Raw genomic sequence first — 23992 nt, 5'->3', positions numbered from 1 at the left:
CAATATAATATAAATAGTTTGCAATTTCAATGCGTTTTCCGTATTATACCAATTCCAAAAGGTGATCATTCCTTGATCGTTCATTCCTCGATCGAACGAGGGCCGTCCGCATTTTCGTCACGCTCCTCGCGAAGGAAATCCGTCTGCAGCGAAGTCCCGCGAATCCGATGATTACGGATCAACGCCGACGGATCGTCAGTCAGCATGCCAGCGGTCAGAACTGCGTCTTCACCAAACTTGTCCCTTAGCATATCCATCGTACGGGTTAGCGACTCTTTTTTGGGCTGGCGTTCGTAATCGAACAAATCCAACTGCAACGCAGACTCCTCTTTGGGAACCAAATTTTGCAATGTAATCCCAAGCAGTCGTACCGGCTTGTCTTCGCTCCAATGGCGACGATACAATTCACAAGCTTCACGGTATATCTCCTCTGCCTGCTCGGTTACCGTATCCAGACTCTGCGAGCGGGTGATTGTCTTCATGTCCGGGGTGCGGATCGTAATCTGAATCGTTTGCGCCATCAGATTCTGTCGACGTAACCGACGCGCCACCTGGTCGGCGACGTTCAGCAACACTCGCTGCACGTCCTCCATCCGGCTAATATCGCGCGGAAGCGTAGTCGTATGGCCGATCGACTTGTTTTTTTCACGTTCATCATTAACCGGCGTATCGTCGATTCCGTTCGCCGCCCGCTTCATCCAGGATCCAGCCACTCCAAATCGCTCGATGAGCTTTCGTTCCTCGGCGGCCGCTAGCTGGCCAATCGTATAGATCCGCATCGACTTTAGTTTATCCGCGGTCTTCCGGCCGATGCCAAACAAGTCGCTGCACGGTTTATCCCAAAGTAACTTCGACACATCACGTATACGCAGAACGGAAATGCCATTCGGTTTTTTCATATCCGAAGCCATTTTGGCCAGCAGCTTATTCGGGGCAATGCCAACCGAGCAGGGAAGGCCTAGCTCGTGCCGAATCCGCTGCTGGATTTCGTTTGCGATCTCGAGCGGGGTGCCGAATTGTTTGGAGCCGGAGATATCCAGATAACATTCGTCGATGGAGACAGCCTGGAGCAGCGGCGTGTATTCATATGCGATATCCATGAACGCCCTGGAATATTTGCGATAGAGGTGGAAGTCCGGCTGGATAACAATAAGCTCGGGGCACTTCTTCAGACCTTGGCTGACGGTCATCCCTGTCGACACTCCTAACTTGCGTGCGGTATACGAGCAGGTGACGATCACGCCCTTTCGCAATTCCACGCTTCCGGCCACCGCTGTGGGTTGGTTCCGATATTTGTCGGGCTCTTCCGCCTCATGAACCGAGCAATAAAAAGCGTTCATATCGACATGCAAAACGACTCTTCCCCGGGCAGGGTAAAAATCAGCAGTATCTCTCACTTTCTTCCCCTCATTTATCATACGTTACTCCTAAGTTCAGCATACCCGTCCCCGGAAAGACGGTCAATATCGGCACCAACCATTTTCTCAAAAAAGCGTGTTACATTTAAAATGTAAGTGTTATAATTATTAATTAAAAACCAAACACACGGTGAGAGCTAACCACCCTCATACATTGCCAAAGGGGGATACTTCGATCATGTCAAAGCCAATATCCATCTTCGACACCACCTTGCGCGACGGTACTCAAGGCGAGGGCATCAGCCTGTCGGCGGACGACAAGCTGAAGATCGCCAGAAAGCTGGACCAGCTTGGGGTTCATTACATTGAAGGTGGAATTCCGGGCAGCAACGGGAAAGACATTGAATTTTTCAAGCGGGTCAAGGAACTGAACTTGCAGGCCAAGATCACCGCTTTTGGCAGCACGCGTCGAAAAGACAGCCTAGCTGAACACGACGCTAACCTTCACCGGATGGTGGAAGCCGGTGTTCAGGCGGCGACCCTGGTCGGAAAATCGTGGGATTTTCATGTACACACCGCCCTGCAGACGACATTGGAAGAGAACCTCGCCATGATCTTCGATTCCATCGCTTATTTGAAGCAGAAGGGGCTTGAGGTTGTTTTTGACGCTGAGCATTTCTTTGACGGGTATAAAAATAACCCTGATTACGCTCTCGCCGTCATGCGCAAAGCGGAAGAAGCCGGCGCCGACTGGTTGGTGATGTGCGATACGAACGGCGGCACGATGCCGCATGAGGTGTTCGATATCGTCAGCACGTTGTCCGGAGCGATCTCCGGCTCAAAATTGGGGATCCATACCCATAACGATTGCGAGCTAGCTGTTGCCAACTCGATCAGCGCCGTCCGCGCCGGAGCTACGCAAATTCAGGGTACGATGAACGGATACGGCGAGCGTTGCGGCAATGCCAACCTTTGCTCGATCATACCAAATCTACAACTCAAGCTTGGTTACGATGTGCTCGAGGCGGACCGGTTGAAGCAACTCACCAACACCGCCCGCTATATCAGCGAGATTGCCAACGTGCATATGCAGGTCAATCAGCCCTACGTCGGAAATGCCGCGTTCGCTCACAAAGGCGGCATCCATGTCTCCGCGATCCTTCGCGATTCGCGAACGTACGAACACATCGCTCCCGAGCTCGTGGGCAACCGTCAGCGTGTGCTCGTCTCCGAATTGGCGGGACAAAGCAACATCCTCTCCAAAGCGCAGGAGATGGGCATCGATTTCGATCCGGAAAACGAGAACACCAAGCAGGTCATCGCCAAGATCAAAGATTTGGAGCATCAAGGATATCAATTCGAAGGCGCGGACGCTTCTCTCGAATTGTTGTTGCGCCAAGCTAACGGTGATTTAAAGGAACTATTCATCTTCGAATCGTTTAAGATGCTGGTAGAGAAAACTGCCGACCGGCCAGTCGTATCCGAAGCTTTCGTCAAGCTGAAGATTGACGGGGCTAGCATCTACACCGCGGCGGAAGGCAACGGTCCGGTTAATGCGCTGGACAATGCGCTCCGTAAAGCGCTGATCACGTATTACCCGGGCTTGAAAGACATGCACCTGTCCGACTATAAGGTTCGTGTACTCGACGACAAAGACGCCACCGCTTCGAAAGTGCGCGTACTGATCGAGTCCCAGGATTTCCACAATTCCTGGAATACCGTCGGCGTCTCGAGCAACGTGATCGAAGCCAGCTGGGAAGCGCTCGTAGACAGTATTCGTTATGCTTTGCTGGGGCAAACCAAACGCGAGGGTTATGAAGAGATCCCTTCCGCCGGTCGGGGATTAGTCAACCACTAATACCAACAAACGCCATATTCATAAGAAGGCCCGAACCACCGCTATTACTTGGTGATTCGGGCCTCTTCACGCTAAATCAAGTTTTTGATTTTGGCTTCCAGTTCTTCCGGTGGAATGACTCCAACGATAATATCGCGTATGACACCCTGTTCGTCGATCAATACGTTGGTCGGGAAGGCGATACCGTTAAACATCCGATAAGCCTCTTCTTTTTCATCCAACAGCACCGGGAAGGTATAACCATATTCCTTAACGAAAGCCTTCGCCTCATCTAGCTTATCGTATAGCGTGACATTAACGGCATAAATATCCAGGGAGTCTTTATATTTCTCAGCCAGCGCCTTCAACTCAGGAGCTTCTTCCTTACACGGATCACACCAGGAAGCCCAGAAGTTCAGCAACAGCACTTTGTCCCGCTTGCCTCCAACTTCGTATGTTTTCCCATCCAGTCCCGGCAAGGAAAAGGCCGGCGCAGCCGTCCCAGGCTTAGGTGCCCCCTCCGCCGCCATAGCACTGAGGGAAGGTTCCTTCTCACTTCCCTTGGAGTCGCCGCTCAGGCTCGAAAACCAGCCGTCCTGTCCCCCACGATCTAGCAAGGCGATCGCCAGCAACACCAATAGCGCAGCCAAAATCCATCGATTACGATTCATCGTATGTCCGTCCTTTTATGCCCTCAATTGTTTTAAGATTACGTTTACCGTAAATATTGTACCCTTTTTTAACGATTTGTTACAATGGAGCGTGAAAAAGGTGAACCTTTGAAACTTAATTCATGGACAGGAGTTCGCAAAATGAATCAGTTCTGGATGTTGCCAGCGAAAATTCGGGACGAAATGCTGCGAGATGGGCTACAGCGGCACCCCGAGGAGGCTTGTGGCCTCCTGTTCGGTACGTTTGACGGCCGCCAAGGAACAATCCAACGTTACCTTTCCGTCGCCAATCACTCCAAGACTCCGCAGCACGCTTTTGAGCTCGATCCAGCCGTGTGGGTCCGAAGTTGCTTTGATCCGCAATTGATCGGGCTTTACCATACCCACCCCAGCTCACCACCACTGCCATCGCCGGAGGATCTGCGTCAACTGCCCATCTTCGCTGCCCAAATTCGCCTCTACCTGATTGGGGGCAGGGTTTCCTTCGCAAACGATAAGCCGCCCAGCGGACCGGACGGCTTCAGGATTCAAGCTTATGGGATCGATTCGAACGGCACGGGGTATACCCTTTTGCCCGTACATCAGGAAAATCAGAATGGTGAATAAGTACAAGCCGATAAGAGGTTACGTTACGTTTTACTCAAAAAAGTATACAGATCACCTAAGGTTAAGACGTTTTGTTCTCTCAACCGGTCGATTAACGCGATCCAAAGACGAGCGGTCATTTTGGAATCCTCCAATGCGTGATGACGCTGGGTAACCGGGATCCCATATACAGCCAGCCATTCGTCCAGCCCTCCCGAGATGCGGCGCTCCGGTTCCAGCTTGCGGGCAATCATCATCGTATCCAGCACCCGGTGCCCGAGATGGGCTTTAGTTGTTTTCCATAACGCCACGTCCAGGAAGGCTTTATCATGTGCACTCCCGTGCGCGACGAGCACCCGGTCATCAACAAAAGCCATGAATTCACGCAGCGCCTCCAGCAAAGTGGGGGCAGATTGGGCCATATCCGGCGTAATTCCGGTTAACTCGATAATCCGTTCGGGAATTTGGCAAGCCGGTTTAGCGAGGGAATAATACACTTCTTCGCTGATGCGCTCCCCCTCCACCTTAACCGCCCCAAAGGACAAAATTTCATCACCATAATGGTAATGAAATCCTGTCGTCTCCAAATCGAAGACTGCCGTTCTTAATTCACTCAGCGGAACGTGAAGCGTCTCGGGACGACGCTGCCCTTTGGTCAAAGAACGAACGAATGCGATTTGCTGCGCGCTGGGCGCGCCAAGCATCGAGGCGATCCTTGGCGACACTCCGCCGCCCTTGAAGGCATCCCAAAAACCACCGTTTCCCTTCATCGGTTCTTTCATAACCATTTCCTTTCCGCATACCGGTGCTGCCTTTGGAGAGTGCGGTACATGACCTTGACCGTGCTAAGTGATTCCCGCAGTTCGCGCCGGAGCTCTTTCTGTTTTAACATCTCTTGAGGCAAATAATGGGTTCCTGTCAGCAACCCGTTGTCCGTTTCCGGGGGAACAAGGGACCTAAGCCTCACCGCCGTCTCAAACGCCCGACTACAGGATTCCAGCCAACGGGTAGGAACCGCCTCAAGCTGAACCAGCTGAGAAATGCGTTCCCAAGTTGACGAGGATTCGACCCCATATTGCAAAGCCAAATAACGAACGGCATTAACAATCGGAATGTACAAGCCGTACTTGACGTCAAAATCACCGGCATGCTCGCCGCTCTGTTCCGTTATCACCTGACCCAGAATATTTAATGCTGCTTTGTGACGGACGGTATTTCGCAGGATCGCTGCCACGACATCGCGATCGTTGCCTTGATCTTCTTCCATGACGGTCTTCATCTTTTTGCGCAAAGCGGCTGTCAGCGCCGCATCACCGTTTACATGGCGCAAATCAGCGGCAATCATCAAATAGCGAACTTGTTCCCAGGCTAGAATATTTCGCCACTCTAGCAACTGTCTCTCCCACGAAACTAGGTTGCCTCGCCATAACTTATTAGACAACATGACGCTGCCAGGGCACGGAGGATAGCCGACCTGCTCAAGAATCGCTGAAAGCTTGTGGCTGAATCGTTCAAAATAGAGCTCCAACTGCTCTACGTCGCCCTCCCCGTAGATCAATCCGTTATCCTGGTCGCTCCATAAAGTCGGTTCCGCTCGACCAGCGCTTCCAAAAGCAATAAAGGCATAATGCGAAGGAGGAGGGCCGTAGCCCTCCCGGATCATCTCTTCTTCGCAGCATCGGCAAGCTTGGGTCATGACAGCATCATGCAGGTCCGAGACCTCCCGGTTCCATGCTTGAATCGGCATCGATGTCAGCTTGCCGTATAAGCGGTTCTGCTCATCGACTCGGGCCGCCTTTAGCATAGCGGGAGTCGCAGCGGACCGGATCGCGTTCAAGCTTGCGTTGTTCATGGCCGTGTCATGACTCATGGCCCCCAACTTCCTTTCCTCTCTCTTATTCGGCAGGAATGCCGGACGAAGTATTCTTGTTCAGCAAGTTCATTTGTTCTGGATAACCGTAAGTACCATGCTCGCTGATATCCAGACCCATTGTTTCTTCTTCCTCCGTGACACGTAGCCCAGTCGTCCACTTCATGATCCCTAAGACTAAGAAGGAAACAACCAGTACGAAGGCGAAAGTACCGATCACCCCAAGCAGCTGTACGCCTAATTGTCCGAAGCCGCCGCCATAGAACAAGCCAGCTTTGCCTACGCCCGTCTTCTCAGCCAATTCCGGCGTTGCGAACAAACCGGTGGAAATCGCACCCCATACCCCGGCGATCCCGTGTACGGAGAAAGCGTAAATCGGATCATCCAACCCAGCGCGTTCAAACCATCTTGCCGTAAAGAAGGTCAAAATCCCGGCAACCGCACCGATGATAATGGAAGCCCAAGCGTCAACGAAAGCACAAGAACCGGTAATTGCTACAAGAGCGGCCAGCACGCCGTTCAGCATGCTCGGAATATCCGATTTGCCCATTACCGCCCAGGAAATGAGCAGTGCGGCAACCGCACCGGCGGCTGCGGCCAGATTGGTTGTCATCAGGACATAACCAAAGAATCCATCGTTCAAAGGAGTTAATGCGCTGCCCGGGTTGAAACCGAACCAGCCGATCCACAGGATAATGACGCCGAGTACCGTCAACACTTGGTTATGGCCAGGAATGTTGTTCGGTTTCCCATCTTTATTGTATTTACCCAGACGTGGTTTAAGCAGAATAGTTGCTGCAAGAGCCGCTGTAGCACCGGTTAAGTGAACAACCGTCGAACCGGCGTAATCTTGCATCCCCAAATTGCCAAGCCAGCCGCCGCCCCATACCCAGTGAGCAACGATCGGATAAATCAGGACAATGAAGATCGTACCGAAGATGATATAAACGCTAAGTTTGGCGCGTTCCGCCATCCCGCCGCAAGCGATCGCGAGCGATACAGCCGCAAACGCCATTTGGAACAGGAACATCAAATTGAGCGGTACGCCAATTTCGGAGAATACGCTAAAGGAACCGATATCCCCTTCGCCGCCGAACAGGAACCCGGTCGTACCCAGGAAGCTGTTCCCGTCGCCGAAAGCGAAACCGAAGCCAAGCAGCCACCAAGCAAGAACGGATATTCCCAGAGTAAGGACCGTTTTGCCGGCTACGTGCCCGGCGTTCTTCATCCGAACGGTACCTGCTTCAAGTAAAGCGAAGCCGGCTTGCATAAAGAACACCAGCATGGCTGCGACGAATACGAAAAGCGAATTCAGGCCCAGCTCCAGAACCGGGGCAGTAACCTCTCCCTCCGCTGCGAATGCCGAGACCGGAAAAGCAAATGACGCGAGAAAAATGAGTCCACCATAAAGCCACTTCTTCTTCATCTTTAACACTCCCCTAATGTTAAGTTTCCTTACACAAAATGAATTGTTAAAGTGATTATAAGACGAAAGGCGCAGGAATGACAATAGTTTTTTGAAAAAAAATAGATTTACTACATACTTTCTAACATACTACGTTAGGTTTATGGTTATATCGTCTTATAGTTACTGATAAAAATAAAGCATAACGTTTGACTGTATGCTTGTTGTTAAGTATCATGAGGATAAATAAAATAAATATAGAAGCAATCTTTTGGATATGTCGGAAGAGGTGATGGAATTGGAGTAAATAAACTGTACCGGATCGGAGAATTGGCTAAAGCCGCCGACGTCAGTGAGCGGACGATCGATTATTACACGAAACTAGGGCTGATCTCCCCGGAGAAGCGCACCCAGACCAACTATCGTTTATACAGTGCTGAAACCTTGACCAGGCTTGAACGTATTAATCAAATGAAACAGGAGAAATATACGTTGGAAGAGATCCGCGAGAAGCTGGACCAATGGAACCGGGTGACTCACGAGGTACAAGTGACCGAGAAGTTGAGTTCGCTGGAGCTCCATATGCAGCAGTTGGAACGCGAGGTCAAGGAGCTGGAGCCGCTCATTTCCAGCTTACAGCCGAATCAGGCCAAACGCGCATTCGCGAATTTGTTACCGCAAAGCTTAGCCTGTATGGAAGCGATCCGGCTGTTAATGAACCACGGGCCTTTTTCCTAACCTATATTTCTAATCAACCTCTGTTTGCATCCTTGACAACTAAATCATATGGAGGAATGATTCATGTATTCAGACGTGATGCTTATCCCGATACTGATCGCATTTGGGCTCTCGCTATGGGCGCAGTTTCGGGTCAAAGGCACTTTTAACAAATGGGCAAAAGTTTCAAACCTTTATGGTTTAACTGGTCACGACGCAGCAAGACGTATGCTCGACGCCAACGGCCTCTATGATGTCCCGATCGAGCCGGTACGCGGTGCCCTGACAGACCACTATGATCCAATTCACCGTGTAGTCCGGTTGTCAGAGCCGGTATACTACGAGAGTTCCATATCCGCCGTCGCCGTCGCCTGTCACGAAGTCGGACACGCAATTCAGCACAAGCAGAAATACCCCATGCTGGTGCTTCGCCATCGGATGTTCCCGCTGGTGAACTTCGCTTCCGGAGTTGCCCCCTTCCTGCTGTTGGCCGGTTTCCTCTTTGGCGCGCTGAACTTGATCGGACTCGGGATTATCTTCTTCTCCGCCGCCGTCTTGTTCCAGATCGTCACCCTGCCGGTCGAATTTAACGCCAGCAGCCGAGCTCGAAAGGTGATGCTCGAGCAGGGCTTTATCTCTCCGAATGAATCGCGCGGAGTCGGCAAAGTGTTAAACGCCGCGGCTTTAACTTATGTGGCTGCCGCTTTGATCTCCATTCTGGAATTGCTTCGCTACATTCTGATTTTCACGAGTAACCGCGACTAATCAACTTCACGTAACAAAGGCTGCACGGTTTCCGAGTCCATCGGCTCGGAATCGTGCAGCCTTTTTTTTGTTTTCAGCCGATTCAGCAAACGTTTACATAACAATTCATTCACGGATTTGGCAGCGTATCGACCTGAAGGCCAAAGTATTCCAGCAGGAACATCCGGAACGATTGCGCCACAAGCGGCAGCTTCTCGTCGGCACGGTGAATCAATCCGATCGTGCGCGTCACCTTCGGTTCGGAGATCCGTACGCGGATCGGCTGGAGCGTAAAGCTTTGAAACAACGCCATCTCCGGCAACAAGCTAACGCCCATGCCGGCGGCAACCAATCCTCTTATCGTATCGGTTTCTTCGCCTTCGAAAGCGATTTTCGGCGTAAAACCTGCCTCCAGACAGGCATGCCAAACAATCGGTCGCAGCGAATAGCCCTTGCTGAACAAAATGAACTTCTCATCCTTGAGTTGGCTTAGCTTGATGCTTTGCTCGCCAGCCAATGGATGCCCCGGTGGAAGAATGCCTACCAAATCCTCCGTCAACACCACATTACCGGTGACTTGATCATGATTTTCTGGAAATGGAGAGATAAAAGCTAAATCAATTTCCCCGGATACGACATCGCGAATTAATGTAGGATAAGTGCCTTGTCTAAAACGAAACTTCACATTGGGATACAGCTTGCGGAACTCCGCCACTACGCTGGGAATCATATGAATCCCCAGACTGTTCGGGAATCCTAAACGGATTTCCCCCTGCTCCGGATCAAGAAATTCGTGCACCTCGCTCACGGCCCGGTCGAGATCCTTAAGAATCATCTCCACTCGGCTGCAGAACAGTTGCCCAACGGCGGTGAGATGGAGATTCCTGCCCTTCTGCATAAACAAATTAACGCCAAGCTCCTGCTCGAGCTGGTGAATTTGCCGGCTTACCGCCGATTGGGCGACGTGCAGCTCCTCGGCAGCCTGAGTCACGTGCTCTTTTCTCGCCACTTTCACAAAATACTGCAGTTGTCTTAATTCCACGAATCTGATCGCTCCATTTCGCATGTGCTCGAACCTATTCTAAATTTAATGTACCATTTACACTCTTTAGGTTCAACGCCGTTTTAACAACCGGATAATCAACCCGTAGATAAAGAAACCACCAACGAGTCCGCCGAGATGAGCTGCCAGGTTGATCTGTGGAACCAATACCGAATAGATCACGCCGATAATGAGCAGGCTGTATAGCGTTTTACGCGAGCTTTCATCCATCAGATTTCGCTGCAGTAAAGCAATGTAGAGAAATGCGCCATAGACCCCATAGACGGCGCCTGAAGCCCCTACGGAGATATGAACATCCGCACCAACCTGATAGATTCCCATGCTGATGAGGTTCCCGACGAGCCCGCTCCCCAAATAGAGCAACGCGTATCGCCACCAACCCAACAGACGCTCCAGCGGCGGCGCAAACACCAGGATCGCAAAGGAATTCGAGAACAGGTGATCAAAGCCCCGGTGCAGGAACATGGAGGAGATCAATCGCCAGCTCTCGCCGGCTAATTCCGGAATATTGGTCAACGCTCCAAACTTGAGTAGTGTATAGGGATTCGTCGATCCTCCATTCACCGCCAACACGATAAACATAATGATGTTGGCAGCCAGGAGCAAGCAGGTCACGGGATAATACCGCAGATAACTTCTCCAGTTTTCGTATCTTATGAAAATCATCGGAACCTTCCTTTACCTTGGTTTTTCCTTATGTTGGACATTTTCTTTTCAAAACGATTATAATTAAATTTGAGTGAATAAATCCATCTGTCTAGGAGGAAATGAACATGGCCCAAGAACGCGCAAATGTAGCTACATTTAAAGGCAATCCGATCACGCTGATCGGCCCGGAACTCAAAGTCGGCGATACGGCTCCCGATTTCCGCTTGAATAAAAACCTGCTTGAAGAAGCAACACTGCAGGACTACGCCGGCAAAATCAAGCTGATCAGCGTTGTACCTTCGCTCGATACGGGTGTCTGCGACGCGCAAACGCGCCGATTTAACCAAGAGGCCGCTGGCCTTGGCGAAGACGTGGTTATCCTGACCGTCAGCGCCGATCTTCCATTTGCCCAAGCCCGCTGGTGCGGTGCCGCCGGCGTTGATCGGGTGGTCACCTTGTCGGATTACAAAGACAATTCCTTCGGCAAAGCCTATGGCGTGCTGATCAAAGAGTTCGCGCTCGACATGCGTGCCGTGTTTGTACTGGATAAAGACAACAAAATCCAATACGTGGAAGTATTGAAGGAAATGACGGAGCATCCGGATTACGAAAAACCGGTAGCTGCCGTTAAAGCGCTGCTCTCTTAATTCCAGAGCCCAAACGAAAAGCGAGTAGGAGAGGATTCTCCCTGCTCGCTTTTTTTTGCGTTGCTTAACGAATTTTACAAGTTCGAGGACACTTTGTGAGCTGCCAGCTTCTTGTCCAACACCGAGAAGAGCTGGAGGATGTTGCGATAATTCGCGCCTAGGTCTCCCATCGATCCACGTGTCGCGGAATAAATATCAACCGCGCTTCGTACCGGGCCGGTGGATACGATCGATACGGTGATATCCATCACGCGCCCAAGGCTGGTCCGTTTCTCCAACGTAATCTCGCCAACGGACTGCACCTCGTGCAGAACTTTATAGCCGGGGATTTTCTTCAAAGTCGAGGAGACTTCCTCCCAGCATTTCTCTTTGGACAATGAATAATACCTGGTTTTGAGTTCGGGCACTTTCGCGCGGTCGCTGGTTCCTTCCTGGCTGCGGAAAATGCCGGTAAGTGTTCTCTTGAATGACAACGGTTCTTCCTCCTTCACGTTCCTGACCCCATTTGCATGGGTATGCGTTTTCTTAATTATTAGTTTAACATTCTTGGATGACAAACAAAAGCGAGCATGCGCATTTCGGCGCAAACAAAAAAAGCACCTTGTCCCTTTTCTTTATGAAAAGAGTACAAGGTGCCGCTCACATGTTTCATCATAGACCCGCCTATGCCGTCCGATTACATTATCTCGAACCTGCACCCGCAGGTGGGTGACCGCAGCGACGTTTTTGAAGTCCCCGCATCCAATGGATAGGGCCTTTCAGCCATGGCGCAATATAGGTCTCCCGAGATAACCGTCATTGGTTCAAAATAACAGAAATCGAAACGCACATCGCAGGACGTAAACCTATTATACGGCTTCGTTAAGCAATTGTAAACTCACCGGGCAAGGAAGATGATGGTAAAGTCAGGCCGCAAAGTCAATCCTTTTCCTTCTCCTCGCTTGTCGGCAAATCCAGGGCCAAATCCTCGTCGTCCTGTGCCGAATTGCTGACATTCGACGCATCTTCAGATTGGCGCATCCGCTCTACCTTCTCCTGTATCTTGTTGTAAGCAATATAGAAATTGTAGAACGCAACGAATGCGGTCAGGCTGCCAAAACCAAAGAAGATCAACCAGCCAAAGCGTAAGGTCAGAAACCCAAGTACGCCCGCACAAATGAGCGTGGACAAGGTTCGGAACGGCCGGAGAATGGTGAACAGGATTGCATTTTTGATCAGTTGAAACGCTCCAAGATGGTAATGTGCAACAAGCGAAAAGAAGTTAAACAAAGACAGGAACAGAATCAACAGGAAGAACAGCATCACCATGCCGATCATCTGCAGATTGTTCATCTGGTTCATGTAGACTTCATAATCCACGTACATAATCGCAAACAAAACCGTATAGAAAATGCCGCCGATCATGCTCTGCTTGTAGTTTTCCTTGTATCCTTTGAAATAGACTTTGATGATGCTCAAATCGCTTTCTCCCATCACCCATTTCCGAGTCACGGAAAATAAAGCGGCGGTTGCCGGAAACAGTGTAAACGGTGCCAATATACCCATAATCCAAATCGTCAACGTCTCCGGCTGAGGAGTCGGCGACTGCAGCACCAGCAACAGCTTCATCGCAAGTACGATCATAAACGGCGACGAACACAGCAGCCACAACAGGTTACTGCCGGCGATCCGCATAATCCATTCGGTGATTCTATAAAATCCACCCATAAAACCTTTGTATTCCAAGTAAAGATCTCCTCTCAAGCATTGTATAGTGCAATAGCTCTGCCTATATTAACTATACATGATTCGTCCAACTCGTTCCAGCGCCTAATTTGCTCTGCTTTGGGTAAGCGTCTAATCTAAGAGGGCCCCTGTGCCATAGTATATACCGTAACTTCAAAACTTCAACATCATCAAAGGAGGTTATCACTTGTCCGGTGTAGGATATGGCGGAGGTTTCTGGACCTCTACGGGTACGATTCTGGTATTGTTCATTCTGCTCGTTATCGTGAGCCGTACGATCCTTCTGTAATGAACAAAAACGAAGAAGACGGAGATTCCTCCGTCTTCTTTTTGTTGAGATTATGACAGACTCACCTTAGTTGTCGAACGAAGGGTTGTCATTGTATTTGGAAGAAGAAGGTCTGCGTTCTCCGCCCCCCGAACCGGTCCGTGGCTTGCGGTCGGAAGAACGGTAGGAGTCGCGTCCACCATCGCGGCTATAGCCTCCGCCTTTGTTGTAACCCCCGCGGCTGCCGCTTTGGGAATCGCGGCGGTAGCCCCCGCCTCCGCCTCCGCCCGTGCGGTTGCCGTAACCCGACGGCTTCCGTCCGCTGGAACGGATATCCGGATTGCGACGTTTCACGCGAATCGGTTCTTCCGGCGTCAGTTCAACATTGGTTTTCTCGTTCTTGTCCCCTGTAATCAGCTTGAATGCAGCTGCCAGCAGGTTCACCGAATCGTATTGCTCCAGCAATTGGATCGCGATGCCTTTATTTTCGTTCATTTCATTGTTCTCCACCAGCTCAATCAAACGCTCAGCAATAATGCGCTGTTTGCCTTCAATCGCTTCAGCGATGCTCGGCAGCGGCTTGCGGGCGATCTTATGGCGTGTAATCCGCTCGATAAAGCGCAGGTGATCGATTTCGCGCGGCGTCACGAAGGACCAAGCCGCCCCTTCTTTGCCGGCACGGCCGGTACGGCCGATCCGATGCACATAACTTTCCGGATCCTGCGGCAGGTCGAAGTTCACGACGTGGGTCACGCCGGATACGTCCAAACCACGTGCGGCTACGTCGGTTGCTACCAGCACGTCGATACTTCCGTCACGGAATTTACGCATCACGTTATCGCGCTGGTTCTGCGACAGGTCGCCGTGCAGACCATCGGCGGAATAGCCTTGTTTCTGCAAGGCTTCGGACAATTCGTCGACACGGCGTTTCGTCCGGCCGAACACGATCGCGAGCTCCGGCGATTCCATGTCAAGCAAACGGGTCAAAGCGTCGAATTTCTGGCGTTCTTGAACCTCGATGTACGCTTGGTCAATCAACGGGGCGCTAACTTGTTTCGGAATGACCGACACATGCTCCGGATCCTTCAGGAATTGTTGGGCTAACTTCTGGATATTCGCCGGCATCGTTGCGGAGAACAGCATGGTTTGACGCTCTTCAGGCACCAGCTTCAGGATCGATTGAATGTCCTCCATGAAGCCCATATCCAACATTTCGTCGGCTTCGTCGAGAACGACGGTTTGTACATCGTCAAGTTTAATCGTTTTCCGGTTAATGTGGTCAAGCAAACGGCCCGGTGTGCCGATAATAATTTGAGGCTTCTTCTTCAAAGCGCGAATTTGGCGTACGATGTCTTGTCCGCCGTAGATAGGAAGAGAACGCGTACCTTTAAAACGGGAGAGCTTACCGATTTCTTCGGCGACCTGAATGGCCAGCTCGCGGGTTGGCGTCATAATCAGTGCGACGATACGATCTTCTTCTTTAGGAATTTTGTTAATGAGCGGCAAGCCGAAGGCTGCGGTCTTTCCTGTCCCGGTTTGCGCCTGTCCGATCATGTCGCGCCCTGCCATAGCGATCGGGATCGATTTGGCCTGAATCGGCGTCGCTTCTTCAAATCCAAGTTCCGTAATGGCTTGCAATACTTTAGGCTCTAGGCCGAAATCTGTGAATGTGTTCAATGTATCATGCTCCTTCTATATAGTGGACATTCCACCGGCTTAACGGTATTCTTAAGTAGCGTTTAAAAGGTTGTTCAAAAAACATCTTTTGAACTTCAATTTAATCGTTTATAGGCTGTCCAATCCGCCTGTAAATTTTACATAGGTCTAGTCTGAAAACTGGAAAAGAGTACCTACTCAAGAACATCTCAAGTATTATAGCACAAAATATAAACGGAATACCAGCAAGCGGGTTGGGATACTTCCTTTATTTTCGTGAGGTGAAAGATTGTGTTTAAGGAAATTAGGAATGCAATAGTCATTGTGCTCGGGGCTGCCATGATCGCCGCGGGTTTTAATCTGTTCCTCGTACCGCTCCATTTGCTCAGCGGCGGAGTGTCCGGTTTGGCGATGCTGACCGCCTATTTTTCTCCGCTCAGCATCAGTACGATGTATCTGGCATATAACGTGCCGCTTTTAATCGCCGGATTATTCTTGCTGGGGAAACGGTTTATCGGTTTAAGCATCTTATCGGTTGCGACCACGACCTGGCTCATTGCCCTGATTCCGACACCGGACAAGCTTTTGTCATCGGATACGCTGCTCTCGGCAGTATTTGGCGGTGTGCTGGTGGGCATCGGCAGCGGCATCTCGTTCCGCGTCGGGGGCTCGTCCGGCGGATTCGACATTGTGGGTTCGATCGTAACCCGCTTTCGCGATTTTCCGGTCGGCAACGTCATTGTCGGACTTAACGGCATCGTCATTCTAGCGATGGGCTATCTGGAAGGGAATTGGGATCTGGCGTTGGCCTCGATGGTCTCCATCTATATTTCCGGCAAGGTCGTCGATCTGATCCATATCAGCCATATCAAAGTGACGTTGTTTATTATCACCGACAAAACGGAAGTGATGCTCGAGCGGCTATTGTCGCTGCCCCGCGGCGTGACATTGATCAAGACTCAGGGCGCTTTTTCCCATAAAGAAAAAGATATGCTGATGACCGTCACAACCCGTTATGAACTGGCGGAACTGCGGGAAATCATCAAACAAACCGATTCCAGCGCCTTCGTCAATATTGTGGAAACCGTCGGGGTAATGGGCTCGTTCCGCCGTCGTTAAGCGTTTTCCTGAAAGAAGCGGCCGTTTCCAATCGGCTGCTTCTTTGTTATAATAATCACAGCGGTTCCTTTGTAACTTCAAAGGGTTCAGCTTTACCCCGTATTTCACAGGCTTTTTGCTTTTCCGATTTAGGATTGATTCCGCAGTGAATGATTCTGAAAGGAAAGGGTGATGGATGTGGAAATGGAAATGGAAACGGTAAAACTGGAACAGATCGTTAAGAAGTGGTTTCCGGATATGTTGCTATTTCTGAACCAAAGGGAACTGAATTCGACGATCCTCCTCCGGGATGGCATGACCATCTTGGAACCGCAGGACGCGCTGGAGATTATTCAATTCAGCATCTGCGAGCATCAAAACCCGGCGTTTCTTCATTAAATATGTAACGCTTACAAGCACGACGGAGTCGTTTCTTTTGCTTCGGCAAAGGAAACGACTTTTTTGCGTTTTTTTCTTCTATGAATCTCTGAAACTTTTTACCAATTGTGACATTCCTGTTCCTTCTGAAGGCCGTTCTTCCGATATAATAAGTAGCGATTGCAAACAAGGGAGAGATATCATGAACATCATCTGGACACTACTACTTCTGGCCTTGAGTACAGGCAGTGGAGCAGCGCCGCAGGAGCAAGCCGCGGGGATGGAACCGGCGAACTCCATGATGGCATCCGTTACCCACACCTTCTCGGTGAATCTAGCGGAGGGGCGCCTGGACAATCCTATCAAACCATCCGATCTGAAAGAAGATCCTCAGGTCGACGCTCCCAAAGTCAAAGGCATTTATGTTACTGCATACAGTGCCGGGGGATCCCGTATGAGCCAACTGGTCGATCTCGTCGACAAGACCGAGCTGAACGCGATGGTGATCGATATCAAGGATGATCTGGGTTATATCACGTACAAGACGGATAACGCCGAGCTGAATAAATTGGGGAAACCGCAGCCATTCATCCGTGACATCGATGCATTAATGGCTCGCTTGCAGAAGCATGATATTTATCCGATCGCCCGAATCGTGGTGTTTAAGGATACGATTCTGGCCAAGAAGCATCCGGAGCTCTCGTTCCGTCACAAGGATGGATCCGTGTGGAGCAACGGCAAAGGCGACAGCTTTGTGAATCCCTACAGTAAAGAGGTTTGGGACTATAATATCGCCATCGCCAAGGAAGCGGCTAAGCTCGGCTTCAAGGAAATCCAATTTGACTACGTTCGGTTCCCCGAAGGCTTTGAGAAACGGGCGGATAGTCTGAGCTATACAAAAAGTGAGATGAGCCGCGTCGACGCCGTCTCCTCCTTCGTCAAGTATGCCAAAGATGAGCTCGAACCGTTAGGGATCCGGGTTTCGGTGGATATCTTCGGATACGCGGCATCGGTGCCAGCGGCCGAAGGAATTGGTCAGGATTTCGTGAAAATCTCCGACAATGTCGACGTGATTTGTCCGATGATCTATCCAAGCCATTACACAACCGGATGGTTTAATGCCAAGGATCCCGACAAAGCCCCTTATCAGACGATCAAGGGCGCGGTACAGGATACGCAAACAAAGCTTTCGGAGCTGGGAGAAAAGCAGCCGATTATCCGGCCTTGGATTCAGGACTTTACCGCCAGTTGGCTGGGAAGCGGACATTACATCAAATACGGCAAACATGAAGTGGAAGAACAAATCCGGGCGCTGAAGGAAATGAAGGTGGATGAGTTTCTGTTGTGGAACGCCTCCAACCGTTATACTTCCGGCGTCGCTTATGAATAATAATGCTGCAAAGCCATCAAACCCGGGCCTTTCTGCCCGGGTTTGGTTTCGCTTGAACGTAAAGTAACCCTTTGAGGATCGGAGATATGTCGGCTTATGAATCAAACATACACGTTAAAACAAAAATATGGGCAATTTTTACGCATTTTGATCCCCATCCTGGTCACCCAGGTGACGATGTCCCTGATGACCTTCTTCGATACGATGATGTCCGGCCATGCCAGTCCGGCTGACCTTGCGGGTACGGCCATCGGCTCAAGCCTTTGGATCCCGGTACAAACCGGACTTAGCGGTATCCTCATGGGCATCACGCCCATCGTTTCGCAATTGGTTGGCGGCGGTCAGAGTAACAAGGTCGGCTATCACGTCATCCAGGCAATATGGTTGTCGGTGGCCGTGAGCTTGGTCGTGCTGCTCGTCGGGGCATTCTCGATCTCTCCCCTGCTGAACACGATGGACCTGGAACCCAAGGTGCATCATGTCGCCTTCTATTTCCTAGTGGCGATTTCCACGGGAATTGTTCCGTTGTTCGGCTATATCGTACTGCGCTCGTTTATCGATGCGCTGGGACAAACCCGGATATCGATGATGATTACGCTGATCTCCCTCCCGCTAAACGTGGGCGCTGGATACTTGCTTATATTTGGACACGGCGGCTTCCCTCGTCTTGGCGGCATCGGTTCCGGAATCGCCACGGCCTTTACGTATTGGTGCATCTTTCTAATCGCTTTGTGGATCGTACATCGGCAAGAACCGTTCGCCTCATACGGCGTCTTTCGCAAGCTGCATCGCATCTCGCTGGCCAAATGGCGCGAACTGATGAAACTGGGTGTGCCGATCGGCTTCGCGATCTTCTTCGAGACGGCCGTTTTCGCCGCCGTAACGCTGCTGATGAGCCGATTCGACACGCTGACGATCGCTGCTCATCAAGCGGCGAACAATTTCGCCTCGACGCTATATATGATCCCGCTCAGCATCTGTCTGGCGCTAACGATCCTCGTCGGCTTCGAGACCGGCGCTTCCCGGCTGAAGGATGCCCGGCAATACGCGGCCCTTGGCATTGGGACTGCCGCGGCCTTGTCTTTGGCCACCGCCGTCCTGTTGCTGTTGTTCCGCCAAGGTGTCGCGCAGCTCTATTCGAGCGAACTCGAAGTCGTCTCGCTGATCAAGCACTTCCTGGTGTATGCGATCTTCTTCCAGATCTCGGATGCCATCGCCACGCCAACGCAAGGCGTGCTGCGTGGGTACAAGGACGTTAGCCCCGGCTTCTGGATCTCTCTGTTGGCCTATTGGGTCATCGGGCTGCCGTTTGGCTTCGTCCTAGCCAACTACACTCCTCAGGGCCCATACGGCTACTGGATTGGCCTCATTACCGGCCTAGCCGTAGCCGCCGTCCTGTTGCTGTATCGTCTGGTCGTGATCCAGCGTCGGTTTAGCAGCCGACAGATTCGTCCGGCGGATGCGCAATAAATGATGAGAAGCCCGTGACCGATGGAAGGTCACGGGCTTCTCTTTTTAACGCGGCATGCTGTCGGTTGCCACTACGTAGCCGGCCCCGGGCGCGATCCGTTTCTTCTCCACGATCGACAACTCCGTGACTGCGGGTGCGGGCAACACCTGCCGCTGCAAATGCCCCTCGGCTGCGGCAAATGCCTTCTCCTCTTCCTCGGAGGCGATGACGATCACGAATGCACCGGCGGAGGTTTCCGCCTCCAATCGATACAGATACATATGTACCTTCCCCCTTCATCAGCTATGCGTTCGATTGTAGCAGAAGCGGGAGGGTTCGCCTAGACTGAGCTTTTCCGCTCCGAACAAATTGATCATGTTGCCTAATTTGCAACATTTCCACCCGAAAAGGTAGAGGCTCCGCCATACTCCAGAACAACACGCCGAGCCGGGATTCCTCCCGGCTCGGCTCCTCTAACGATCTAACTCATCTATTTATTGCGACAAACGCGATGCCAGCTCGTACAGCTCCATGTTAAACGGCTTCTTCGTGCTGACAACCTTCTCGATGTCGGTCAAGATCATTTCGCCGCCAATCATGCCGCAGGCTTTGTTCGACTCGCCGGCGATCAGGCTGCGCACGGCGAAGTCGCCGAGGCGGCTGGCCAGGTTGCGGTCGAACGGCGTTGGCGATCCGCCGCGTTGGATATGACCCAACACGGTTGCACGCGGCTCCACGGAAGGCTGGCGTTGCTTGATCGCCTGCACCACGTCCTCGCCGCTGCCCACGCCTTCGGCTACGATCACGATGCTGTGGCGTTTGCCTTTTTCAAAGTTCTGCTTCATGCGGTCCGCTACTTCGTTCAGGTCAAACGGCACCTCTGGTACGAGGATCGTCTCCGCACCGGCAGCCAACCCGGCATGCAATGCGATGTCGCCGCAATGACGGCCCATCACTTCCACAACCGAAGCCCGTTCATGGGAGGACATCGTATCACGCAGCTTGTTCACTGCATCCACCACGATGCTCACCGCCGTATCGAAACCGATGGTGTAATCCGTAAAGGAGATGTCATTGTCGATGGTCCCTGGCAGCCCCATCGTTTTGATACCGAGCTTGCTCAGCTTCTCGGCACCTTGATAAGAACCGTCGCCGCCGATAACGACCAGGCCATCGATCCCGTGTTCGCGCAGAATCTCCGCGCCCCGTTGTTGGCCTTCCGGCGTTTTGAACTCCAGGCAACGTGCGGATTGGAGAATCGTCCCCCCACGTTGAATGATATCGCCGACGCTGCGGATGTCCATTTGAAAAATATCATTGTTGAGCAAACCTTGATATCCGCGTTGAATGCCGTACACTTCCAGGCCGTAGAACAACCCGCTTCGTACAACGGCGCGTAAGGCCGCGTTCATGCCCTGGGAGTCTCCTCCGCTGGTAAGGACTGCGATTTTTTTAACTGCTGACATGATAATTCCTCCTAATTCGGTTGTAAGTAAAGTTAGCATTGCTCCAGTTTTCTAAAGATGCTTGCGAATCCACAGGCTGTTAGCGAAGAAGAACAACCGCATAAGCGGGCTTCGCCGCATCAACCGTTTGGATACCTCGCGAATTTCGTCCTGCTGGCTGACCTTCGGGTCGGATAAATAGAGGGCCAGCAAGCCTTCAATGATCATCCTATGAAACGAGGAAGCGGGCAACTTCCGAATATCCTGCCGCGCTCCCTCGACGATCAACGTGATTCGGCCCAACATCGTTTCCTTGCTATCGTAGTAACTGCAAAAGTTCAAATCCCCGCCAAGCTCATCTTCCGCTTGATCGATCAGATAGTCCAACATAATATGTAGCCCGCAAACATGCGGAAAATAAGCGTCGTGGATCGTTTTTGCGCTTTTCTCGTCCAACCCGTCGTGACTTGCCGCCAAGAACAACATAAACACCCCGAGAGTTGAACCCGTCGCTGCCGCGAACTCGTTCCATCGCAATTGCGGCGCACGATACTCGTGGTTCGCCCACCAGCTTAGCAGCTTAGCCTCGCGCTCCTGCGGGTCGATGTGCTTGTACACCTGCAGATCCGTATAAAGTCCTACGAGGTCAACGATGTACGGCATCGCCGCCGGGTATCCGCGGAGCTCATCGATGTTCGCTTGGCAAGTCCCAACCAGCCGGTGCAGATAACCACCATCGTCCTGCTCCTCGCGAAGGGCATAGTAGTTCCGCAGCGCCGCATCAGGGTCTACCGCATCCAGCATACTCTGGTGCAAGAGTCGGAAATCCTCAGGGTCCTTGGAAGTGCTTCGGTCGCATAAATTGTCCAAATAATCGCTGATGGTTTGGAACGCAACGATGAGAGGGATCAATACGTGGCGCATCCGCAAGTTTGCGGCCGCATATACGGCACCGCCCTGGCAATGGAACTCTTTCGTGGCGATGCTGGCCAAAGCTTGCCGCCGCAGTTCAGGATCGGGGATCTCTTCGGCATCCTTCCTCCAACGATCCAGCTCCTGACGGACATCCGGCAAAATAAACTTATAAACCCGACTCATCAGCCGGATCGGCTCCTTCGGGAATTGGTTTCGGCTTTGCTCAAGTTCAATCAATGGCCTGCCTCCACTGCGTTGTTAAAAAACGGCCTATCTGAAAACCATTCTATATTATAATATGATCCAACTTTTAGCACAAATAAACAAAATCACAAATGCCTTTTGACGGAGGGCTCATCCTGGGTTGTCCGGTACCAAATATGCAGATCGTTAATTCGGCTGGCCAGCTCGGCGATTTCGCCGTTGAGACGACAGCTGCGCTCGAAATCGGACTCATTACTCATCTCGCCCAGCATGTGCTCAATCGACCGTTCCAGCACCATGACTTTGCTTGGAATCCGTCCGCGGATCTCTTCCCAATAGGCGATCATCGCCAGCCGTTCCTCCCGCTCGTATTCGTCAAAGGGACGCTCCAGCACCGGCACGTGAATGCCCAGGCGCTCATCGTAAACAAAACAATCCTTCATGGCGATAACCTCCTAGAGATCAGTATAAGGGTTTTACATAAACGGAGCGTAAATTTGTTGCCGCCGAACCTCTTAATTTCTGGTATACTTGCAAGCATACTAACCATAACCGCACTAAGCGCACAATGATCTGACTGCAGAAACGGAGTACAGAACCCCATGAATCGGAAAACTACGGTCAGCCCCGATATCGGATGGCTACGAGCCTTTACCTTTACAATATACGGAACAAGTGTCCTTGTTTCCTCCTATTTCCCACTATTTTACGCCCAGCTTGGATTTTCGACCAGCCAAATCGGTTTGCTATACGCCCTAGGCCCCATGATTTCGCTTGTCTCCAATTTACTGTGGAGTATAGCCAGCGACCGTTACCAAACGATTAAGAAGATCCTGCTCATCTTGCTGGTCGGCCAAATCGCGTTGACGTTTATCTTATCCGCCTCCACCTCATTTTCTATCATCATGGCGGTTATAACCGTATTTTACTTCTTCTTCTATCCGGTCTTCCCGTTGTCCGACACCATCGTGATCTCTACGGCCAAGCAGCACGGCATCCATTTCATCTCCATCCGCCTGTTTGGTTCGTTCGGATACGCCTTCTTTGCCTTACTTATCGGTTACGTTTTGACCCGGGTAGGCTCCTCAAACACGATGTGGGTATCGATCGCGATCGCCGGACTCGCGCTGGGGTTCATCCTGTTCGTGAAGGACCAGCCTACATCCGTAGCCAAGATGGACCTGTCGGGCATTTGGGCGATCCTGCGTCAAAAAGAGCTTCTTTGGTTCTTCGGCTGCGTCTTCTGCCTGGCCATCGGCATGCGGATGAACGAAGCGTTTATCTCGATCAGCCTGAAGGAGCTCGGCGCGAGCGAAAATCTCATCGGCTGGGCGATGCTCGCCTCGTCGCTGTCGGAAATCCCTGTGTTCATCTACCTCAGCTTCCATGGGGAAAAATATAAGGAACTGCCGCTCCTACTGCTAGCCAGCCTGCTGTTCGCCGTCCGGTTCCTGTTGATGGGACTAACCGGATCCGCCTACGGCATCCTCGCCATCCAGGCGATGCACGGCGTAACGTTCGGCATCTTCTATGTCACGGCCATCCGCATGCTCACCCGGCTGATCCCCGATGAATTCCGGGCGACCGGCATGGCCTTGTACACCATCGTATGGTCCAGCTTGGCCGGGCTTCTTAGCGGCACCTTCGGCGGTGTGATGTTCGAACAGCTTGGCCGCCAGCCGTTCTACCTGACCGCGATGGGCGCGGCAGCGGTCGCGTTCATCGGGTTCGGTAGCCGATATTTCCAGAAGGGGCCGGGAGCGAACAGTCCCTCGAAATTCGAACATAAGGCTTAGCTTAAGAAATGGAAAATTCGATACGATGTTGAATTATATTCGATTTTTCATATCCAATTTTCCGCTGAAGCCCATAAAAGCAATTTCTATTCGATATTTCATATAGAATTCCGACCACCGTC

Annotated in this window: 25 protein-coding genes and 1 other RNA gene; 11 read left to right on the top strand and 15 right to left on the bottom strand. The window is 51.5% G+C overall.

Annotated features, from left to right (window positions below):
• Nucleotides 1-80: 80 nt before the first annotated feature.
• Nucleotides 81-1397, bottom strand: coding sequence for a DNA polymerase IV (locus MKZ15_RS08470; RefSeq protein WP_339821190.1), 1317 nt, complete (start codon nucleotides 1395-1397; stop codon nucleotides 81-83).
• 199 nt (nucleotides 1398-1596) lie between these two features.
• On the opposite strand from MKZ15_RS08470, the gene cimA reads away from it, so the two are divergent.
• Nucleotides 1597-3216, top strand: coding sequence for a citramalate synthase (gene cimA, locus MKZ15_RS08465; RefSeq protein WP_193415001.1), 1620 nt, complete (start codon nucleotides 1597-1599; stop codon nucleotides 3214-3216).
• Between the two features lie 71 nt (nucleotides 3217-3287).
• Here the strand turns inward: cimA and MKZ15_RS08460 are convergent, their stop codons facing one another.
• The gene (locus tag MKZ15_RS08460) at nucleotides 3288-3866 is read right to left on the bottom strand and encodes a TlpA disulfide reductase family protein (RefSeq protein WP_339821188.1); all 579 of its coding nucleotides are present in this window, start codon (nucleotides 3864-3866) and stop codon (nucleotides 3288-3290) included.
• A 141-nt stretch (nucleotides 3867-4007) separates the two neighbouring features.
• On the opposite strand from MKZ15_RS08460, the gene MKZ15_RS08455 reads away from it, so the two are divergent.
• Nucleotides 4008-4472 carry a Mov34/MPN/PAD-1 family protein gene (locus tag MKZ15_RS08455; RefSeq protein ID WP_193414999.1) on the top strand — a complete coding sequence of 155 codons (465 nt, stop codon included), beginning with the start codon at nucleotides 4008-4010 and terminating at the stop codon, nucleotides 4470-4472.
• 23 nt (nucleotides 4473-4495) lie between these two features.
• Here the strand turns inward: MKZ15_RS08455 and MKZ15_RS08450 are convergent, their stop codons facing one another.
• Genes MKZ15_RS08450 through MKZ15_RS08440 form a run of 3 tightly spaced genes read right to left on the bottom strand, consistent with a single transcriptional unit; the run spans nucleotide 4496 to nucleotide 7747 of the window.
• Nucleotides 4496-5233: an exonuclease domain-containing protein gene (locus MKZ15_RS08450; protein WP_339821185.1), complete on the bottom strand. Its 738-nt coding sequence runs from the start codon at nucleotides 5231-5233 to the stop codon at nucleotides 4496-4498.
• Nucleotides 5230-6321 (bottom strand): DUF294 nucleotidyltransferase-like domain-containing protein, encoded by a 1092-nt coding sequence (locus tag MKZ15_RS08445; protein ID WP_339821183.1) that lies wholly within the window; start codon nucleotides 6319-6321, stop codon nucleotides 5230-5232. Before MKZ15_RS08445 ends, MKZ15_RS08450 begins: the two co-directional genes overlap by 4 nt.
• A gap of 25 nt (nucleotides 6322-6346) precedes the next feature.
• The gene (locus MKZ15_RS08440) at nucleotides 6347-7747 is read right to left on the bottom strand and encodes an ammonium transporter (protein WP_155605047.1); all 1401 of its coding nucleotides are present in this window, start codon (nucleotides 7745-7747) and stop codon (nucleotides 6347-6349) included.
• Nucleotides 7748-8023: 276 nt separating this feature from the next.
• Here MKZ15_RS08440 and MKZ15_RS08435 point away from each other — a divergent pair, with 276 nt between their 5' ends.
• Both MKZ15_RS08435 and MKZ15_RS08430 read left to right on the top strand, forming a co-directional pair.
• Nucleotides 8024-8464 carry a MerR family transcriptional regulator gene (locus MKZ15_RS08435; RefSeq protein ID WP_193415369.1) on the top strand — a complete coding sequence of 147 codons (441 nt, stop codon included), beginning with the start codon at nucleotides 8024-8026 and terminating at the stop codon, nucleotides 8462-8464.
• Between the two features lie 63 nt (nucleotides 8465-8527).
• Entirely contained in the window at nucleotides 8528-9208 is a 681-nt protein-coding gene (locus MKZ15_RS08430) for a zinc metallopeptidase (RefSeq protein WP_155605045.1), read from the top strand.
• A gap of 109 nt (nucleotides 9209-9317) precedes the next feature.
• On the opposite strand, the gene MKZ15_RS08425 is transcribed toward MKZ15_RS08430, so the two are convergent.
• The gene (locus tag MKZ15_RS08425) at nucleotides 9318-10229 is read right to left on the bottom strand and encodes a LysR family transcriptional regulator (RefSeq protein ID WP_193414996.1); all 912 of its coding nucleotides are present in this window, start codon (nucleotides 10227-10229) and stop codon (nucleotides 9318-9320) included.
• Between the two features lie 72 nt (nucleotides 10230-10301).
• Nucleotides 10302-10916: a rhomboid family intramembrane serine protease gene (locus MKZ15_RS08420; RefSeq protein WP_339821181.1), complete on the bottom strand. Its 615-nt coding sequence runs from the start codon at nucleotides 10914-10916 to the stop codon at nucleotides 10302-10304.
• Nucleotides 10917-11023: 107 nt separating this feature from the next.
• Between MKZ15_RS08420 and tpx the strand changes: the two genes are divergently transcribed.
• A complete protein-coding gene (gene tpx / locus MKZ15_RS08415; RefSeq protein WP_213621902.1) occupies nucleotides 11024-11545 on the top strand; it encodes a thiol peroxidase in 522 nt (173 codons plus the stop codon).
• Nucleotides 11546-11619: 74 nt separating this feature from the next.
• Here the strand turns inward: tpx and MKZ15_RS08410 are convergent, their stop codons facing one another.
• From MKZ15_RS08410 to MKZ15_RS08400, 3 genes are all read right to left on the bottom strand, one after another.
• Complete coding sequence (locus MKZ15_RS08410; protein ID WP_155605041.1) at nucleotides 11620-12018, bottom strand: DUF1499 domain-containing protein; 399 nt, start codon at nucleotides 12016-12018, stop codon at nucleotides 11620-11622.
• A 179-nt stretch (nucleotides 12019-12197) separates the two neighbouring features.
• Nucleotides 12198-12387, bottom strand: a non-coding RNA gene (gene ssrS / locus MKZ15_RS08405) — 6S RNA.
• 76 nt (nucleotides 12388-12463) lie between these two features.
• Nucleotides 12464-13270, bottom strand: a complete 807-nt coding sequence (locus MKZ15_RS08400; protein ID WP_155605040.1) for a DUF624 domain-containing protein — start codon at nucleotides 13268-13270, stop codon at nucleotides 12464-12466.
• A gap of 187 nt (nucleotides 13271-13457) precedes the next feature.
• Here MKZ15_RS08400 and MKZ15_RS08395 point away from each other — a divergent pair, with 187 nt between their 5' ends.
• On the top strand, nucleotides 13458-13559 hold the full coding sequence (locus MKZ15_RS08395; protein WP_082691542.1) for a sporulation protein YjcZ: 102 nt from the start codon (nucleotides 13458-13460) through the stop codon (nucleotides 13557-13559).
• Between the two features lie 66 nt (nucleotides 13560-13625).
• Here the strand turns inward: MKZ15_RS08395 and MKZ15_RS08390 are convergent, their stop codons facing one another.
• Nucleotides 13626-15215, bottom strand: a complete 1590-nt coding sequence (locus tag MKZ15_RS08390) for a DEAD/DEAH box helicase (protein WP_339821177.1) — start codon at nucleotides 15213-15215, stop codon at nucleotides 13626-13628.
• A gap of 270 nt (nucleotides 15216-15485) precedes the next feature.
• On the opposite strand from MKZ15_RS08390, the gene MKZ15_RS08385 reads away from it, so the two are divergent.
• From MKZ15_RS08385 to MKZ15_RS08370, 4 genes are all read left to right on the top strand, one after another.
• On the top strand, nucleotides 15486-16313 hold the full coding sequence (locus tag MKZ15_RS08385; RefSeq protein WP_193414993.1) for a YitT family protein: 828 nt from the start codon (nucleotides 15486-15488) through the stop codon (nucleotides 16311-16313).
• Nucleotides 16314-16496: 183 nt separating this feature from the next.
• Nucleotides 16497-16691 carry a hypothetical protein gene (locus tag MKZ15_RS08380; protein WP_155605250.1) on the top strand — a complete coding sequence of 65 codons (195 nt, stop codon included), beginning with the start codon at nucleotides 16497-16499 and terminating at the stop codon, nucleotides 16689-16691.
• Nucleotides 16692-16872: 181 nt separating this feature from the next.
• On the top strand, nucleotides 16873-18060 hold the full coding sequence (locus MKZ15_RS08375) for a putative glycoside hydrolase (protein ID WP_193414992.1): 1188 nt from the start codon (nucleotides 16873-16875) through the stop codon (nucleotides 18058-18060).
• A 96-nt stretch (nucleotides 18061-18156) separates the two neighbouring features.
• Nucleotides 18157-19530 (top strand): MATE family efflux transporter, encoded by a 1374-nt coding sequence (locus MKZ15_RS08370; protein ID WP_213621905.1) that lies wholly within the window; start codon nucleotides 18157-18159, stop codon nucleotides 19528-19530.
• A 45-nt stretch (nucleotides 19531-19575) separates the two neighbouring features.
• On the opposite strand, the gene MKZ15_RS08365 is transcribed toward MKZ15_RS08370, so the two are convergent.
• The 4 genes from MKZ15_RS08365 to MKZ15_RS08350 form a co-directional block, all read right to left on the bottom strand.
• Entirely contained in the window at nucleotides 19576-19791 is a 216-nt protein-coding gene (locus MKZ15_RS08365; protein WP_339821172.1) for a DUF3906 family protein, read from the bottom strand.
• A 213-nt stretch (nucleotides 19792-20004) separates the two neighbouring features.
• The gene (pfkA, locus tag MKZ15_RS08360) at nucleotides 20005-20976 is read right to left on the bottom strand and encodes a 6-phosphofructokinase (RefSeq protein WP_155605035.1); all 972 of its coding nucleotides are present in this window, start codon (nucleotides 20974-20976) and stop codon (nucleotides 20005-20007) included.
• Between the two features lie 51 nt (nucleotides 20977-21027).
• A complete protein-coding gene (locus tag MKZ15_RS08355; RefSeq protein ID WP_155605034.1) occupies nucleotides 21028-22107 on the bottom strand; it encodes a tetraprenyl-beta-curcumene synthase family protein in 1080 nt (359 codons plus the stop codon).
• 92 nt (nucleotides 22108-22199) lie between these two features.
• Nucleotides 22200-22517 carry a hypothetical protein gene (locus tag MKZ15_RS08350; protein ID WP_155605033.1) on the bottom strand — a complete coding sequence of 106 codons (318 nt, stop codon included), beginning with the start codon at nucleotides 22515-22517 and terminating at the stop codon, nucleotides 22200-22202.
• A gap of 159 nt (nucleotides 22518-22676) precedes the next feature.
• Here MKZ15_RS08350 and MKZ15_RS08345 point away from each other — a divergent pair, with 159 nt between their 5' ends.
• Nucleotides 22677-23870: an MFS transporter gene (locus MKZ15_RS08345; protein ID WP_213621907.1), complete on the top strand. Its 1194-nt coding sequence runs from the start codon at nucleotides 22677-22679 to the stop codon at nucleotides 23868-23870.
• Nucleotides 23871-23992: the final 122 nt, after the last annotated feature.

Origin of the sequence: Paenibacillus sp. FSL R7-0216, from assembly GCF_037969915.1 — a bacterium.
Lineage (GTDB): Bacteria > Bacillota > Bacilli > Paenibacillales > Paenibacillaceae > Fontibacillus > Fontibacillus rhizolycopersici.
The sequence above is the reverse complement of the archived record's forward strand: the minus strand, read 5'-3'. Positions and strand labels throughout refer to the sequence as shown.